Source organism: Pseudomonas sp. 6D_7.1_Bac1 (assembly GCF_025465945.1).
Lineage (GTDB): Bacteria > Pseudomonadota > Gammaproteobacteria > Pseudomonadales > Pseudomonadaceae > Aquipseudomonas.
On record NZ_JANLNW010000070.1, the window covers coordinates 71,707 to 89,203 of the forward strand.

13 protein-coding genes and 1 pseudogene are annotated in these 17,497 nt (G+C 60.1%); 12 read left to right on the forward strand and 2 right to left on the reverse strand.

Translation table 11 applies throughout. From position 1 onward, the window contains the following. Positions 1-3: 3 nt before the first annotated feature. A complete protein-coding gene (locus NTD87_RS18650; protein ID WP_262115579.1) occupies positions 4-687 on the reverse strand; it encodes a hypothetical protein in 684 nt (227 codons plus the stop codon). Next, positions 684-1,835: a DUF2515 family protein gene (locus tag NTD87_RS18655; RefSeq protein ID WP_262115642.1), complete on the reverse strand. Its 1,152-nt coding sequence runs from the start codon at positions 1,833-1,835 to the stop codon at positions 684-686. The genes NTD87_RS18650 and NTD87_RS18655 overlap by 4 nt, the downstream gene beginning before the upstream one ends. 325 nt (positions 1,836-2,160) lie before the next feature. On the opposite strand from NTD87_RS18655, the gene NTD87_RS18660 reads away from it, so the two are divergent. The 12 genes and pseudogenes from NTD87_RS18660 (at position 2,161) to purD (ending at position 17,417) form a co-directional block, all read left to right on the forward strand. Further along, a complete protein-coding gene (locus NTD87_RS18660; RefSeq protein ID WP_262115580.1) occupies positions 2,161-3,831 on the forward strand; it encodes a PleD family two-component system response regulator in 1,671 nt (556 codons plus the stop codon). 1,507 nt (positions 3,832-5,338) lie between these two features. Further along, positions 5,339-5,845, forward strand: a pseudogene (locus NTD87_RS28120) (methyl-accepting chemotaxis protein); the annotation flags it as partial. Between the two features lie 192 nt (positions 5,846-6,037). After that, entirely contained in the window at positions 6,038-7,798 is a 1,761-nt protein-coding gene (locus NTD87_RS18670) for a protein-disulfide reductase DsbD (RefSeq protein ID WP_262115584.1), read from the forward strand. A gap of 131 nt (positions 7,799-7,929) precedes the next feature. Further along, on the forward strand, positions 7,930-8,382 hold the full coding sequence (gene aroQ / locus NTD87_RS18675; protein WP_019693755.1) for a type II 3-dehydroquinate dehydratase: 453 nt from the start codon (positions 7,930-7,932) through the stop codon (positions 8,380-8,382). A 48-nt stretch (positions 8,383-8,430) separates the two neighbouring features. Continuing rightward, positions 8,431-8,892, forward strand: coding sequence for an acetyl-CoA carboxylase biotin carboxyl carrier protein (gene accB, locus NTD87_RS18680; RefSeq protein ID WP_262115586.1), 462 nt, complete (start codon positions 8,431-8,433; stop codon positions 8,890-8,892). A gap of 17 nt (positions 8,893-8,909) precedes the next feature. Further along, positions 8,910-10,271, forward strand: coding sequence for an acetyl-CoA carboxylase biotin carboxylase subunit (gene accC / locus NTD87_RS18685; protein ID WP_262115587.1), 1,362 nt, complete (start codon positions 8,910-8,912; stop codon positions 10,269-10,271). Positions 10,272-10,576: 305 nt separating this feature from the next. Further along, positions 10,577-11,455 carry a 50S ribosomal protein L11 methyltransferase gene (gene prmA / locus NTD87_RS18690; RefSeq protein WP_262115589.1) on the forward strand — a complete coding sequence of 293 codons (879 nt, stop codon included), beginning with the start codon at positions 10,577-10,579 and terminating at the stop codon, positions 11,453-11,455. A 30-nt stretch (positions 11,456-11,485) separates the two neighbouring features. Further along, positions 11,486-12,739 carry a DUF3426 domain-containing protein gene (locus NTD87_RS18695; RefSeq protein WP_262115591.1) on the forward strand — a complete coding sequence of 418 codons (1,254 nt, stop codon included), beginning with the start codon at positions 11,486-11,488 and terminating at the stop codon, positions 12,737-12,739. 197 nt (positions 12,740-12,936) lie between these two features. Continuing rightward, a complete protein-coding gene (gene dusB, locus NTD87_RS18700; RefSeq protein ID WP_262115592.1) occupies positions 12,937-13,947 on the forward strand; it encodes a tRNA dihydrouridine synthase DusB in 1,011 nt (336 codons plus the stop codon). Beyond that, the gene (gene fis, locus NTD87_RS18705; RefSeq protein ID WP_007921650.1) at positions 13,944-14,264 is read left to right on the forward strand and encodes a DNA-binding transcriptional regulator Fis; all 321 of its coding nucleotides are present in this window, start codon (positions 13,944-13,946) and stop codon (positions 14,262-14,264) included. Before dusB ends, fis begins: the two co-directional genes overlap by 4 nt. An 82-nt stretch (positions 14,265-14,346) precedes the next feature. Next, complete coding sequence (gene purH, locus NTD87_RS18710) at positions 14,347-15,954, forward strand: bifunctional phosphoribosylaminoimidazolecarboxamide formyltransferase/IMP cyclohydrolase (RefSeq protein WP_262115594.1); 1,608 nt, start codon at positions 14,347-14,349, stop codon at positions 15,952-15,954. Between the two features lie 167 nt (positions 15,955-16,121). Further along, positions 16,122-17,417, forward strand: a complete 1,296-nt coding sequence (gene purD, locus NTD87_RS18715; protein WP_262115596.1) for a phosphoribosylamine--glycine ligase — start codon at positions 16,122-16,124, stop codon at positions 17,415-17,417. Positions 17,418-17,497: the final 80 nt, after the last annotated feature.

Sequence of the window (17,497 nt, forward strand, 5' to 3'; positions counted from 1 at the left end):
CTTTTATTTGGGTTGAGGGGCAGGAAAGTGGCGGGGTTCGTCGTACATGTCTTCGATTTCGTCGAAGGGCGTCCAGGGTTTGGCGAGTTCTAGCGTGATGAGGTAGCGCTCTTCGGTCGGATGCCTGTAATCCTTGAATCGACCCAGTGCCAGCAAGACCTGATACTTATCACCCGCTTGCCAATAGGATCGCCCGGCCAGAATTCCTTTCCGAAGCCATGCCCGCCATTCAGGGGTATCGGCTATCGTGGGATTGTTTCTCAGCCCCTTCGCCACCCAACCTTTTTCGCGCCATTGGTCTTGCAGGTCGAGAACGACTTTAAGAACGTCATCAATCAGGAGCGGCTCGATCTGTGGAGACATGCTGATGCCGTAAACGACATTGTCGTCAAAGTTGACAGTGAAATAACGCGCCGCAGGCGTCGTGAATCCAAACTGCGGGTCGACGAATCGCAATCTTGCATCGGTCATGGGAATGCCGAACCAGATGTGCCCGCGAATCTCCGGACTAAAGAGGGCTGAAGAGTTCCTGCGCAGCTCTTCATACGTGCCACCCATTTCCAGGACGATTTCGGGTTCGTCCCAGAGAGGTTGCGTCAGCTGATGGATGGCGGCCCACGTCAAGACCGCCAGAAGTAGAAGGTAGGCGCCGCAGCGCCAGCCGAACAGCCGTGCTCGCAGATTCATAGCCTGCTACCGCCCGATGCGATCTCGCTGATCGACTGCTCTAATGCGCTACGGTTGTGATCGCTGAGCATCTGATCAAAGCGTGCCGCTGCCTGAAGCACGAATGCCATTCGCTGCTTGATGTCCGACAAGTCCGCCAGCGGGTTGTTGCCAAAACCGATGGTGCGTCCATCGTCAACACGCTGGCATTGACTGGTGAGGGTCAACTCGATCGCCTGGGCGACACCGGAAGGGAAACCGGTCACGTAGGAGGCATGGTTGCCTCGCAGCAGCGCCACCAATTGACGATCCTCATAAATCGTTGGCTGGAGAATGTTTCGCTGCTCATGCCATGCCAAATACTCCACGCTACTGGCAATGTCGCCCGCCTCTATCGCCTCGAAAGCTAACAAAATTTCGGTGCGATCCTGCCCGAAACGAAGCGTTTCCTGCCCCACCGGCCACAGCACAGGAAACTTCGGCTGCCCATAAATCCCCGCACGTGTCTCCAGGCACTTCTTCAACTCCCCCAACCCACGCTTCGCATAAAACTCATGCAACGGAAAAACATCCAGAAACAGCGTGGTATTCCCCATCGCCATCATGTCGTGCACATACCGGAATTGCTGTTGCACCCACGACAAGTCCTCCCCCGCTGAACGAAAATCCACAGAAGGCACAGGATTGCGCGCGTTGGCTTCTTTATAGTCACGCAACTCTTGCGCCTGTTCGGACATCCTGCCCGGCGTCAACAGCCCGGACTCACGGCGGCTGTCCCGCAAACGCTGCCGCGCCACATGCTCATCGTGGATGAGATCGATACTGTCCGCCGCGTGGAGCAATCCGCAGCCGACCTGCTTGGAGGCAAACGCCGCCAGCCCGGCCCACTGGAACCTCGGATCGTGCAGCCACAAGCGAGCGTAGGCAGCGTTGATCACACGGTTGCGCTCTACCGGGTCGGCGATCAATACACCATCAGGCGCAACGATTTCTTCCGCCGCGCGCTGGTAGCGATGCCAAAGGCATGCGCAAGTAAGAATTGGCACGTCGGTAACGAGCGTCTTGCTGCCATAAAGCCGCACCTCTTTACACTCACAGTCAGTCACTGGCGTGCTGTTGTGGTTCAGCCGCTGCTCATCACAGGGTTGCTCTTTGAAACACTGGGTCATGATTTGCGGATGGCGTCTAAGGGAATGCCTGAACCCTACCAGCCGAAAACCCCGTCCGAATCGGGTCGACGAAAAATCAGAAATCCCTGACAGGAAACGCTCGCCGGAAGTAAGGACGTTACGTAAAAACCGAGAGGAAAAGTCCTGAAGCCCCCTATTCACGGGGCTCTTCAGATTACAGACAAGCTAATTCAGACCATCCAGTCAGGAACTGAATAACGTCGCATTGCAGATTATTGACACACGACACTCATGCAATTGAAAAGAGGTGCTAGCATAGAGCCACCAGTCGATCTCAGCATGCACCCTAACTAGTAGTCAGGATATGACCGAGCCAGAAGACCCCAGCCGTGAGCGCCTCAAGCACCACTTTGCCCAGCGGGTAATTCATCAAGCACGTCAAATTCTTGAGATATGGCAGCGCCTGCAACGCAGTGAATGGTCAGGCGCCGACCTGGCGGAGCTGAGTGAAGCGAACCTGCGCCTGCTGCGTTTCGCCGAGCGTTTCGAACAACCTGAACACTCCCACCTGGCGCACAGCATCAGCCATTCGCTGGCGGCCGTCGACGCCAACCGCGGACGTCTGAGCAGTGGGTTGATTACCGATCTCAATCGCCTGATGCAGCGTCTGTCGCGCACTGGCCTGCGGCATGGCGACCATCTCGAACAAACCTTTCTACCCCCACTGCGCAAGCCGATCTACGTACTGCTGCAAGATCACGACCGCGCCGAGCGACTGGCCAAGCAACTCGAATTTTTCGGTCTCAGCGCACAATCGCTGGACAGTGTGTCGGCGTTTCGCTCCTCGATGGTCGAGCGGCTGCCGGCAGCGATTGTCATGGACGTCGACTTCAGTGGTCCGGGCATGGGCCTGCAATTGGCGGCCGAAGCGCAAGAAGGTCTGGAGCATAAACTGCCGTTGCTGTTTTTCAGCCTGCTGGAAACCGACACCCCGACCCGCCTCGCGGCGGTACGCGCCGGCGGCCAGGAGTTTCTGACCGGTACGCTCGAAGCGTCGAGCCTGCTGGAAAAGATCGAAGTGCTGACCTGCGTCGCTCAGTACGAACCGTATAAAGTGCTGATCATCGACGACTCCCGCGCCCAGGCCCTGCACACCGAGCGCTTGCTCAATAGCGCCGGAATCGTCACCCGCACGCTGATCGAACCGATCCAGGCGATGGCCGAACTGGCAGAGTTTCAGCCTGACCTGATCATTCTCGACATGTACATGCCGACCTGTACCGGCACCGAGCTGGCCAAGGTGATCCGCCACAACGACCGTTACGTCAGCGTGCCGATCATTTACCTGTCGGCCGAAGACGACCTGGACAAGCAGCTCGACGCCATGAGTGAGGGCGGCGACGACTTCCTGACCAAGCCGATCAAGCCGCGGCACCTGATCACCACCGTGCGCAACCGTGCAGCCCGGGCGCGCAACCTCAAGGCGCGGATGGTCCGTGACAGCCTGACCGGCCTCTACAACCACACCCACATTCTGCAATTGCTCGAAGACTGCAGCTTTCGCGCCCGCCGCGAGAACAAGCCGCTGAGCTTTGCGATGCTCGACATCGACCACTTCAAACGGGTCAACGACAGCCACGGCCACCCCATGGGTGACCGGGTGATCAAGAGCCTGGCGCTGTTTCTCAAGCAACGCCTGCGCAAGACTGACTTCATCGGCCGCTATGGCGGCGAAGAGTTCGCCATCGTCATGCCGGACACCGATATCGAATCGGCCTACAAAGTGCTCGATGAAATCCGCCAGCGCTTTGCCGAGATTCACTACCCGGCCCAGCCACAGGATCTCTGGTGTACCTTCAGTGCCGGAGTGGTGGACCTGCACGAAGACTCCGACAGCCTGATGATGGCCAGTCAGGCAGACGAGGCGCTGTACCGCGCCAAGGACGCCGGACGCAATCGCGTGCAAGCCGCGCGGCAGTCGAATCAAAGTGCCACCTTTTCATCTGAAACCACTGATTCCGTCATAACCCTGTAACACAAACGCAATAACTTCAGGCACTTACCATTCTGTCGTTGGTAGAACCGCGATGCGCCTGAAGCTGCTGACCAATCTCAATACCCTACTTTTAGTCGCGGTGTGCCTCGCACTCGGCGCCACGCTCTGGTGGTCGCAAAGAGCCCTGGAGCGCCCTTATCTGTTGATGGAGCGCTACCTGGGCCTGTCGCAGCAATTTCAAAATCAAGTGGCGCGTAACGTCGAAGATTACCTGGCCAGCGGCGATGCCCTGCGCCTGAGCAGCGCCAGCCAAGCCATCGAGACGCTGCAAAAAGAACTCACCGAGCTGCCGGCAGACCTGGCTGAAAGCTTGCGTCCGAGCCTCGTCAGCCTCAATGAATTCAGCAAGACCGACTTGCTGGCCGCCGGCAAACTGGCGGGTGACCCGCAAGCGTTGCTGCTTCAGGCCGAGCGCGAACTCGGCGCCAGCCTGGAGCAACTCAGCCAATACGCCACCGGTGCCAACACGCCTGCGGCGGCGGCCTACCTTCCCCCCCTGCTGTTAGCCTCGCAGCACGTGGGCAAACTCTCGCTGGCCCGGGACAAACTGGTCAGCAGTGGCCGCAGCGAACTGGCGGCCGATGTCGAACGTGAAGTCAGCAGCATCCGCACCCAGGCCGAGCTGATCGAAGCCCTGCCACTGCTGGGTGTGGCCGCCAGCAAAGAATCGAACACTGACGATTTCTCGGCGATGATGGGCTTGGAGAACACCGAAAAAACCGTCGCAGAAGACGCCGGTATCGGTTTCAAACGTGATCTTGCCAGCTTGCTCACCCGCTACCCCGCCGAACTCAGTCGCACCCGCGAACAGATTCAGAAACGCGCCGATCTCAGCGCCGCCACCCACCTGAAAATTGCCGCCGTGCAGCAGGCCATCGCCGGGCTGGAACCGGCCGTTCGCGCTCAACATGGGCAAATCCAGGGTGAAGTGCGGCTCATGCAGGGCGTGATGATCGGCCTGATTCTGCTGATCGCGCTGCTGATCGACACCTTGCAACGACGCCTCGCCCGGGTACTGACCAACCTCGCGCCTGCACTGTCGACCTGGGCGGAAGGCGACTTCAGTCAGGACATCCAGCTGGGTGCGACCAACCGTGAGTTGCAGGACATCCAGGAGTCACTGAATCGCCTGCGTGCTTATCTGGTGGATCTGGTCGGGACCATCCGCCTGAACGCCGAACAGGTGGCCGGCAGCAGCCGTGTGTTGGCCGAGTTGAGCAGCGACTTGCACAGCGGCGCCGAGCATCAGGCCGGCGACACCGCACTGATCCGCGATTCGCTTGGCGAACTGGAGGCCACCATTCAGCAAGTGGCCGGCGATGCCAGCCAGGCTGCCGAAGCCAGCCGTCACGCCGGGCTTGCGGTCGAGCACGGGCAGAAGGTCATTGGCTTGAGCCTGACCGGACTCCACGCGCTGGTCGGCGAAGTCCAGGGCAATGCACAAATGATTGAACACCTGGCCGAAGAGTCGGCAACCATCGGCGGCGTGCTGACGGTGATTCGCTCGATTGCCGATCAGACCAACCTCCTCGCCCTGAACGCCGCGATCGAAGCCGCCCGCGCCGGCGAAATGGGCCGAGGCTTTGCGGTGGTCGCCGAGGAAGTTCGCTCCCTGGCGCAGCGCACTGCCGGTGCCACCGCTGAAATCCAGACCTTGATTGCCGGCCTGCAATCGGCTGCACGGCAATCGGTGGAAGGCATGCGCGCGCAGGTCGAACACGCCGAAGCCACTGCCAACCAGGCGCAAGCGGCTGACGGTGCGCTGGATAAAATCGTCGGGGCGATTCAGACCATTGCCGACACCGCCGTGCGCATCGCCGATGTCACCGCCCAGCAAAGCGGTGCTGTCAGCGAAATCCGTGATCACAGCGAGCGGATTCATCAGCTGGGCGGGGAGAACCTGGTGCGCATCGGCGAAGGTCGCAGCCAGGGAGAGAACCTGCTGGTACTGGGCGGCCAGTTGCACACAGCTGTTCAAGCCTTCCGCGTCTGACAGATCGCTTTCGCGAGCAGGCTCGCTCCCACACTGGATCTGCGGTGAACAAAAAATCGGTGAGCACCACGATTCAAATGTGGGAGCGAGCTTGCTCGCGATAGCGCCAGAACAGCCACCGCAGAACTTCCCGCCCTGCACACCCATCCGCTGTCCGCTATCATGCGCTCACTTCCGATACGCGAGATTGTCATGCGCCGTCTGTTCTGCCTGATGCTGTTAGTGCTGGTCCTGCCGGTGAATGCCGCTGGCCTTTTGGACAGTCGCCCCAGCTCGACCCTGGGCTCGATCAACAACAGCGCCGACTTCCTGCCCGTGCGCGAGGCCTTTCAACTGAGCCTGGTGGAGAGCACACCGCAATCGATCAAACTGCGTTTCGTCGCCACCGAGGGCTACTACCTCTACCGGCATCGCTTTCAGTTTCGCAGCGAGCCCGCCGACATTGGCCTGGGCGCCGCGCAACTGCCTTCAGGCGAACAGAAGCACGACGAGTACTTCGGCGATGTCGAGGTCTACCACGGCATTCTCGACGTCGACCTGCCACGCAACAGCGCCGATCAACGCGCGTTCACGCTGGCCGTCACCTATCAGGGTTGTGCCGATAAAGGCCTGTGTTATCCACCGGAAACCGAACGCCTGAAGATCGACGGTGCCGCCGCCAGCTCCGCAACCAGTACTGCCTGGAGCTGGCGAGAACTGGCGTTGTTTTTCCTCGCAGGCCTTGGCCTGACCTTTACGCCTTGCGTGCTGCCAATGCTGCCGATCCTCTCCGGCGTGGTGTTGCGTGGTCAGGTGGGCGGTCTGCGTGGCTTCAATCTGTCGCTGGCCTACGTCTTGCCGATGGCCGCCTGCTTCGCCGTGCTCGGCGCGTTGATGGGGATGTTCGGCGCCCAACTGAACCTTCAGGCACGCCTGCAATCTGCATGGGTATTGGTGCCGTTTGCCTTGTTCTTCGCCGTGTTTGCCTTGGCAATGTTTGGCGTATTCGAACTGAAACTGCCCCACGCCATCAGCAGCCGTCTGGATCGAATCGCTGGCCGCACCAAAGGCGGTTCACTGCTGGGCGCGGCGGTGCTGGGCGTGGTCTCGAGCCTGCTGGTCTCGCCGTGCGTGTCCGCGCCTCTGGCCGGTGCGTTGCTGTACATCAGCGCCAGCGGCGATGCACTGGGCGGCGCGTTGAAACTGTTCGTTCTGGGTTTGGGCATGGGCGCACCGCTGTTGCTGGTGGCCACCGGCGGCGCGGCCTGGCTGCCGAAAAGCGGCCCATGGCTGATCTACGTGAAAAACGCGATTGGCGTGTTGCTATTGGGGCTGGCGGTCGGTTTGCTCAGCCGCGTACTGCCAGGGCAAATCACCTTACTGCTGATCGGCTTGCTGGCGGCCGGGGTCGGCTTGTTCCTCGGCGCGCTGGAGTTCGTCTACAAACCGCCGCGCAAACGTCTGGGCCAACTGCTCGGGATGTTCCTGGTGTTTTACGCACTGGCCTGCTGGTACGGCGCCTTCAGCGGCCAGACCGACCCATTCAATCCGATTGGCCAGCCTCAGGTCGTCAACGCCCTTGGCAACCCTCAAGCGCAACAAACCAGTGGATGGCAGACCCTCAGCACTCCGGCGGAACTGGATCGCGTTCTTGCAGAAGCGAAATCCGCCCACACCCCGCTGCTGCTCGACTGGTACGCCGATTGGTGCATCAGCTGCAAAGTCATTGAACACGAGGTGCTTAACGACAGCAACGTCGTCGAACGCCTTAAAGGCTATCGGCTGATTCGCTTCGACATCACCGCCAGCAACGCCGAACAACGCGCCCTGCTCGACCGTTACAAACTGTTCGGGCCACCCGCGCTGATGTTTTTCGGCAAGGACGGCAATGAACGTAGCGATGTGCGGGTGATCGGCGAGATCAACGCCAGGGACTTCGCCGAACGTGTCGCCAAAGCGAATGACCAAATTTAATCAGTCGGTCATATATTTCGCGCAATCATCGGTCATCGTGCTGGCTATTGCAGAGAACTGGACAGTCACAAAGGCTTTGCGGCATAGTCGCCGGGTTCTGATAACTGCACTTAGATAACAAGGAACAGCAGATGGCGACTCTACTGGTGCTGCACGGACCCAACCTGAATCTGCTCGGCACCCGCGAACCGGGCGTCTACGGGGCAGTGACCCTGGCCGAGATCAATCAGGATCTGGAACAACGGGCACGCAATGCCGGCCACCATTTGCTCTACCTGCAAAGCAACGCCGAGTACGAATTGATCGATCGCATTCACGCCGCTCGCGGCGAGGGTGTGGACTTCATTTTGATCAATCCAGCAGCTTTTACGCATACAAGTGTCGCATTACGTGACGCGCTGCTGGCGGTGAGCATCCCATTCATCGAAGTGCATTTGTCTAACGTGCACAAACGCGAACCTTTCCGCCATCACTCTTACTTCTCCGATGTTGCGGTGGGAGTGATCTGCGGCCTTGGCGCCAGCGGTTATCGACTGGCCCTGGAGGCCGCACTAGAGCAGCTTGAAAGACAGGCAACGGCTTGAACAACAAGCGTTGAACGCCCCTGACCGACCCTTGGGAGTTGATGATTCATGGATATCCGTAAAGTTAAGAAACTGATCGAACTGCTGGAAGAGTCCGGCATCGACGAGCTCGAGATCAAGGAAGGCGAAGAGTCCGTACGTATCAGCCGCCACAGCAAAACCCCGGCTCAGCAGTACTACGCTCCTGCGCCAAATTACGCTCCGGCTCCGGCACCTGTCGCTGCCGCCGCGCCTGCAGCCGTTGCACCTGCCGCTCCTGCAGCACCAGTGCTGAACGGCAACGTTGCCCGCTCGCCAATGGTGGGTACCTTCTATCGCAAATCTTCGCCGTCCTCGCCGTCCTTCGTTGAAGTTGGCCAGAGCGTGAAGAAAGGCGACACCCTGTGCATCGTCGAAGCCATGAAGATGATGAACCACATCGAAGCTGAATCCAGCGGTGTGATCGAATCCATCCTCGTCGAAGACGGCCAGCCGGTTGAGTACGACCAACCGCTGTTCACCATCGTTTGAACCGCGGAGAGCCAACGATGTTGAAACCTGCGAAGTTGGAAAAAGTTCTGATCGCCAACCGCGGTGAAATCGCCCTGCGGATCCTGCGTGCCTGCAAAGAGATGGGCATCAAGACCGTCGCCGTTTACTCCAAGGCCGACAAGGAGCTGATGCACCTGGGCCTGGCAGACGAATCCGTTTGCATCGGTCCGGCATCGGCCGCGCACTCTTACCTGCACATTCCGGCGATCATCGCCGCGGCTGAAGTGACCGGCGCCACCGCCATTCACCCAGGCTACGGCTTCCTCGCGGAAAACGCCGATTTCGCCGAACAGGTGGAAAACTCCGGCTTCGCCTTCATCGGCCCGAAAGCTGAAACCATCCGCCTGATGGGCGACAAGGTTTCGGCCAAGCACGCCATGATCGCTGCCGGCGTACCGACCGTTCCAGGTTCCGACGGCCCGCTGCCGGAAGACGAAGAAACCGCTCTGCGCATTGGTCGCGAAGTCGGTTACCCGGTGATCATCAAAGCCGCTGGCGGCGGCGGTGGTCGCGGCATGCGCGTTGTGCATAAAGAAGAAGACCTGATCTCCTCGGCGAAACTGACCCGCTCCGAAGCAGGCGCGGCGTTCGGTAACCCGATGGTCTATCTGGAAAAATTCCTGACCAACCCACGCCACGTGGAAGTCCAGGTACTTTCCGATGGCCAGGGCCATGCCATCCATCTGGGTGACCGCGATTGCTCGCTGCAACGTCGCCACCAGAAGGTTCTCGAAGAAGCGCCGGCACCGGGCATCGACGAGAAGGCTCGCCAGGAAGTCTTCGCTCGCTGCGTCAAGGCGTGCATCGACATCGGTTACCGTGGCGCGGGTACGTTCGAGTTCCTGTACGAGAACGGCAACTTCTACTTCATCGAGATGAACACTCGTGTCCAGGTAGAACACCCGGTTTCGGAAATGGTCACCGGTATCGACATCGTCAAGGAGATGCTCAGCATCGCCGCTGGCAACCCACTGTCGTTCACCCAGGATGACGTGGTCATCCGCGGTCACGCACTGGAATGCCGGATCAACGCCGAAGACCCGAAAACCTTCATGCCAAGCCCAGGCACGGTCAAGCATTTCCATGCACCGGGCGGCAACGGCGTACGGGTCGACTCGCACCTGTACAGCGGCTACGCAGTTCCGCCGAACTACGATTCGTTGATCGGCAAACTGATCACTTACGGGGCAACCCGTGAAGAAGCCATGGCGCGCATGCGCAATGCGCTGGACGAAATCGTGGTCGACGGGATCAAGACCAACATCCCGCTGCACCGCGATCTGACCCGCGACGAAGGCTTCTGCAAAGGTGGAGTCAACATCCACTACCTGGAACACAAGCTGGCTGGCCAGCATTAAGATGTGATCCGAACCAACAAAGCCGCTTTCGAGCGGCTTTGTTGTTTCTGGAGATTTCATCCGATGTGGATCAACACAAATCCCATGTGGGAGCGAGCCTGCTCGCGAAGAGGCCGGCATAGCCAATATTGATGTCGCCTGACGCTCCGCCATCGCGAGCAGACGGAGCGCCGCCCGGCTGCTCCCACAGGGTATGCGTTAATGCTCGGGCCAAGCAGCTCCCACAAATGCATCGCTCTCGCGTAAACTTGCGCGCTTCTCGCAGCCCGCTAGGCTGCACATTACATTTTTCAAAGGTGCCCGCCATGCCTTGGCTGCAAGTCCGTCTCGCCATCAGCCCAGAACAAGCCGAAACCTACGAAGACGCTTTCCTTGAAGTGGGCGCCGTATCGGTGACTTTCATGGACGCCGAAGATCAGCCGATTTTCGAGCCGGAACTGAACACCACTCCGCTGTGGTCACACACGCACCTGCTGGCCCTGTTCGAAGGTGGCACCGAAGCCGCCAGCGTACTGGCTCACCTGGAGTTGCTGACCGGCAGCCCGCTGCCCGAGCATCACAGCGAAGTCATCGAAGACCAGGACTGGGAACGCAGCTGGATGGACAACTTCCAGCCAATGCGCTTCGGTCAGCGCCTGTGGATCGTCCCGAGCTGGCACGCCGCACCCGAGCCTGATGCGGTCAACCTGCTGCTCGATCCGGGCCTGGCGTTCGGCACCGGCACCCACCCGACCACCGCCTTGTGTCTGGAATGGCTCGACGGCCAGGACCTGAAAGACTGCCACGTACTGGACTTCGGCTGTGGCTCGGGGATCCTCGCGATCGCTTCCTTGCTGTTGGGCGCCAAGGAAGCGGTCGGTACTGACATCGACGTGCAGGCACTGGAAGCTTCCCGTGACAACGCCGGGCGCAACAACATCGCCGAAGCGCTGTTCCCGCTGTACCTGCCACAAGATCTGCCACAAGTGCAGGCCGACGTGCTGGTGGCCAACATCCTCGCCGGGCCGCTGGTTTCCCTGGCCCCGCAACTGTCCAGCCTGGTCAAGGCCGGCGGTCGCCTGGCACTGTCGGGCATCCTCGCCGAGCAAGGCGAAGAAGTCGCAGCGGCTTATGCCAAGGACTTTGATCTGGACCCGATTGCCAATCGCGATGGCTGGGTGCGCATCACCGGCCGTCGGCGCTAAAATGAGCGCCTGCATACTCCGGATGGCCGCATGACCGATAGCTTCGTCACCCAGTGCCCGCATTGCCAGACCAGTTTCCGCGTCAGCCACGCCCAATTGAGCGTGGCCCGTGGAGTGGTTCGCTGCGGCTCTTGCCTGCAAGTGTTCAATGCTGCACGGCAGTTGCTTGAGCAACGCATGGGCAAAGAAGCCGGCGTCCTCACGACGCCACCTCCGGTCGAGCCTCCCGCGCAACGGGCCATTAGCCAGAAACAATGGACAGCCGCCGAACTTGATCTGGACAACCTCGACCTCGACGAAGAACTCGCCAAGCTCGAACAACGGGAAATCCAGCCCACCAAAGAGTTCGGCCATGAGCGCAAGCACAAGGAAGACTCACTGAGCGCCCGTCGGGATACCGCCGAAGGCGAAGAGCCGTGGTCCGACAGCCTGTTCAGCGAGCCCGCCGCCGAGCGCGCGCTAGCCGGTGAAAACGCACCTGTCGAGAGCCAGCGGTCGACAGACATCGCCGACGAGCCGGAAAAGCCCTCGCGCACCGAGCCCTCGCTGTCGCTCGAACCGCTCGACCTGGACGATGAGCCCGAGGCACCGCATCTACGGCTGGACCAGCCATTCGAAACGCCAGAACATCCGGCGCAACACGAACGCCTGTCCGCGACTGATGACGATATCGACGACGAAGCCCATGAGGTCGAGCCCGCACGCAAAAAGCGCACGCGCAACGAGCCGGCCATGCATGACGAGGTGCTGCAGGACCTGGTCGACGACCCGCTACAGCTCGACTGGCAAAGACGCCGCTCGCCCTGGGGCCGCCGATTCTTTTGGGGTCTGATGGTTTTGCTGGGCGCCGCGGCCCTTGCCGGCCAATACATCGCCTATCATTTCGACGAACTGGCCCGCCAGGACCAATACCGTCCCTGGTTCCAGAAATTGTGCCCGCAGGTTGGCTGCACCGTGCCATCCAAGGTCGACATCGCAAAAATCAAAAGCAGCAACCTGGTGGTGCGTAGCCACCCGGACTTCGGCGGTGCACTGGTGGTCGACGCGATCATCTACAACCGCGCGCCGTTCTCTCAGCCGTTCCCGTTGCTAGAACTGCGCTTTGCCGACCTCAACGGCCACCTGATTGCCAGCCGCCGCTTCAAACCGGGCGAATACCTCAATGGCGACCTTGCGGACCTCGCGGAAATGCCGCCGCAGACGCCTATTCATATAGCCCTGGACATCCTCGATCCCGGCCCCAAAGCCGTGAATTACAGCCTGAGCTTCCACTCGCCCGAGTGAATCACTTCACTCGGCGCTCAGTCACGCGCCATTGACGGCAATTTTCCGACTCCCGGCGCCGCGAACCAAACGGTTGGCAATAACAAAATAACTGTTCAGATTTTATCCAATTCAGCCTTTATCCAGTCATCGAGAGCGGGTATCATGCCAACCCTTTTTCGAACTCTCATGATCCGACCCCACAACAGGGAAGTCCTATGTCGGCGGTACGCATCGGCCCATATACATTGCTCAACGGCTTGATTCTCGCCCCGATGGCGGGAGTCACCGACCAGCCCTTTCGTCAGCTGTGCAAGCGACTGGGTGCAGGGCTAGTAGTCTCGGAAATGGTCACCAGCGACATGAGTTTGTGGAACACCCGCAAATCGCGTCTGCGCATGGTCCACGAAGGCGATCCCGAGCCCCGCTCGGTACAGATCGCCGGTGGTGATGCACAGATGCTGGCGGAGGCGGCCCGGGCCAACGTCGAGCTGGGCGCGCAGATTATTGACATCAACATGGGATGTCCGGCAAAGAAAGTCTGCAATAAGGCCGCCGGCTCCGCGTTACTGAAAGATGAAGAGTTGGTGACCGATATCCTGCATGCCGTCGTGGCGGCGGTTGATGTGCCGGTCACCCTGAAGATCCGCACGGGCTGGGACCGGGCGAACAAGAATGGCCTGACGGTAGCGAAAATCGCCGAACAGGCAGGTATTACGGCGCTGGCGGTGCATGGCCGGACCCGTGCTGATCTGTACACCGGCGTTGCCGAGTACGACACCATTGCCGCGATCAAGCAGGCGGTGTCGATTCCGGTCTTCGCCAATGGCGATATCGACTCGCCCGAGAAGGCCCGGTACGTGCTTGACGCGACCGGTGCCGACGGCCTGCTGATTGGCCGGGCTGCCCAGGGGCGGCCATGGATTTTTCGTGAGATCGACCATTTTCTGCGTACCGGCGAAAAGCTCCCGGCACCGGAGTTGATCGAGGTGGAACGTATTCTGCTTGAGCATCTGGCCGCGCTACATGCCTTCTATGGAGATGTCATGGGCGTACGCATTGCTCGCAAGCATGTGGGCTGGTATCTCGCAACCCTGCCGGGCGCCAGGGAGTTTCGCGCCCACTTCAATCGTTTGGATGGTACGGAAACACAATGCGCCAACGTTCGGGAGTTCTTCGCCGAGCGCTACAAGAGCCTGACAGGGGACGGAGAAGGGGTGGCCGCATGACGATGATGACCGAGACTTTAGTGAGTGGAACAGCACCCGTGAGCGACAACGTAAATTTGAAACAGCACCTCAATACGCCGAGCGAAGAAGGCCAGACCCTTCGCGGGAGTGTCGAGAAGGCGCTGCACAATTATTTCGCCCACCTTGAAGGCGCTGCCGTCACGGATGTGTACAACCTGGTGCTCTCCGAAGTCGAGGCTCCCCTGCTCGAAAGCGTGATGAACTACGTCAAGGGCAATCAGACCAAGGCCAGTGAGCTGCTGGGACTGAACCGTGGCACCTTGCGCAAGAAACTCAAGCAGTACGATTTGCTGTAAGCATTCAATCAAACCAGAAAGGCGCCCGCGTAAAACCGGTCGCCTTTTTTGCTGACTTCCTTTGCTTTTGATGGAAATTGAGATGACCGACCAGACTACCCGCCTGCCGATCCGCCGCGCCTTGATCAGCGTTTCCGACAAGACCGGGATCCTCGAATTCGCCAAGGAGCTCGAAGCTCTGGGCGTTGAGATCCTCTCCACCGGCGGGACGTTCAAGCTGCTGCAGGACAATGGCGTAGCCGCTGTGGAAGTCGCGGATTACACCGGTTTCGCAGAAATGATGGACGGTCGGGTGAAAACCCTGCACCCGAAAATCCACGGCGGGATCCTCGGTCGTCGCGGCATCGACGACGCGATCATGAACGAGCACGGCATCAAGCCGATCGATCTGGTTGCAGTCAACCTCTACCCGTTCGAAGCCACCATCAACAAGCCAGGCTGCGACCTGCCGACCGCCATCGAGAACATCGATATCGGCGGCCCGACCATGGTTCGCTCGGCAGCCAAGAACCACAAAGACGTGGCCATCGTGGTGAACGCCAGCGATTACACCAGCGTGTTGGAAAGCCTCAAGGCCGGTGGCCTGACCTACGCTCAGCGCTTCGACCTGATGCTCAAGGCTTTCGAACACACCGCCGCCTACGACGGCATGATCGCCAACTACATGGGCACTGTGAACCAGGCCGCTGAAACCCTCTCGACTTCCGGTCGCAGCGAATTCCCGCGCACCTTCAACAGCCAGTTCATCAAGGCTCAGGAAATGCGCTACGGCGAGAACCCGCACCAGAAAGCGGCGTTCTACGTTGAAGCCAAGCCTGCTGAAGTTGGCATCGCCACCGCGACCCAACTGCAAGGCAAAGAGCTGTCGTACAACAACGTGGCCGACACCGACGCCGCACTGGAATGCGTGAAGAGCTTCGTCAAACCGGCCTGCGTCATCGTCAAGCACGCCAACCCGTGCGGCGTTGCCGTGAGCCCGGACGCTGAAGGCGGTATCCGCCAGGCGTACGAACTGGCTTACGCCACCGACACCGAGTCGGCCTTCGGCGGCATCATCGCGTTCAACCGCGAGCTGGACGCTGAAACCGCCAAAGCCATCGTCGAGCGTCAGTTCGTCGAAGTGATCATTGCCCCATCGGTCAGCTTTGAGGCCCGCGCCATTGTGGCTGCCAAAGCCAACGTACGCCTGCTGGCCTGCGGCGAGTGGTCGGCGGATCGTGCTGCTGCCTGGGACTACAAACGCGTCAACGGCGGTTTGCTGGTGCAGAGCCGCGACATCGGCATGATCGGCAGCGAAGACCTGAAGGTGGTGACCCAGCGCGCACCGACCGAGCAGGAAATCAACGACCTGATCTTCGCCTGGAAAGTCGCCAAGTACGTTAAATCCAACGCCATCGTCTACGCCAAGAACCGTCAGACCATCGGCGTCGGCGCTGGCCAGATGAGCCGTGTGAACTCCGCGCGCATCGCCGCCATCAAAGCTGAACACGCGGGCCTGCAAGTACAGGGCGCGGTCATGGCCTCGGACGCGTTCTTCCCGTTCCGCGACGGCATCGACAACGCAGCCAAGGTCGGCATCACTGCAGTGATTCAACCGGGCGGCTCGATGCGTGACAACGAAGTGATTGCCGCTGCTGATGAAGCTGGTATCGCGATGGTCTTCACGGGCATGCGCCATTTCCGTCACTGATTATTGCCCTCTGTGGGCGAACTCCTGTGGGAGCGAGCCTGCTCGCGATAGCGTTCTACCGGACACATTGATTCTGGATGTGCCGCCGCCGTCGCGAGCAGGCTCGCTCCCACATAAGAGCACCCCTGCGGTGCTATCAAGAATTAGCGTCATCCGAGGTTTTTGAAATGAATGTTTTGATCATTGGCAGCGGTGGCCGTGAACACGCCCTGGCCTGGAAAGTGGCTCAGGATCCGCGCGTGCAGAAAGTCTTCGTTGCTCCGGGCAACGCCGGCACTGCCATTGAAGCCAAGTGCGAAAACGTTGCAATCGACGTGCTGGCCCTTGAGCAATTGGCCGACTTTGCCGAGAAAAACGTCTCCCTGACCATCGTCGGTCCGGAAGTCCCGCTGGTGGCTGGCGTGGTCGACCTGTTCCGCAAACGTGGCCTGGACTGCTTCGGCCCAACCGCTGGCGCTGCTCAGCTGGAAGGTTCCAAGGCATTCACCAAGGATTTCCTGGCTCGCCACAAGATCCCGACGGCCGACTACCAGAATTTCACCGAAATCGAGCCAGCCCTGGCTTATCTGCGTGAAAAAGGTGCACCGATCGTGATCAAGGCCGACGGCCTGGCTGCCGGTAAAGGCGTGATCGTCGCCATGACTCTGACCGAAGCCGAAGACGCCGTACGCGACATGCTCGCTGGCAACGCATTCGGCGACGCCGGTTCGCGTGTGGTGATCGAAGAGTTCCTCGATGGCGAAGAAGCCAGCTTCATCGTCATGGTCGACGGCAAGAACGTTCTGCCGATGGCCACCAGCCAGGACCACAAACGTGTTGGCGACGCCGACACCGGCCCGAACACCGGCGGCATGGGTGCCTACTCCCCTGCCCCGGTGGTCACCAGCGAAGTGCACCAGCGCGTCATGGACCTGGTGATCTGGCCAACCGTGCGTGGCATGGCCGAAGAAGGCAACGTCTACACCGGTTTCCTTTACGCGGGTTTGATGATCGACAAGGCCGGCAACCCGAAAGTCATCGAGTTCAACTGCCGTTTCGGAGACCCTGAGACCCAACCGGTGATGCTGCGCCTGCAGTCGAGCCTGGTATTGCTGGTCGAAGCGGCGCTGGCACAGGCGCTGGACAAGGTCGAAGCCCAATGGGATCCACGTCCAAGCGTCGGTATCGTACTGGCTGCTGGCGGCTACCCCGGTGATTACGCCAAGGGCGCGGCCATCGAAGGTCTGGATGCAGCGGCGACCCTGGAAGGCAAAGTCTTCCACGCCGGCACCGCACTCAAGGACGGCAAGGTCGTGACAGCCGGTGGTCGGGTGCTCTGCGCCACCGCCATGGGTGCGAGCGTCGATGCAGCCCAGCAGCAGGCTTACAAACTGGCCGCCAAAATCAACTGGGACGGCTGTTTCTACCGCAAGGACATTGGCTACCGCGCCATTGCCCGCGAGCGTGGCGAAAATCAGGAATAAGCTATCCATTCGGCTAGGCAGGGGCCTGTGGCCCTTGCCGTACTATTCCGGCGCCGCGCATAGTTATAATCTGGCATCAA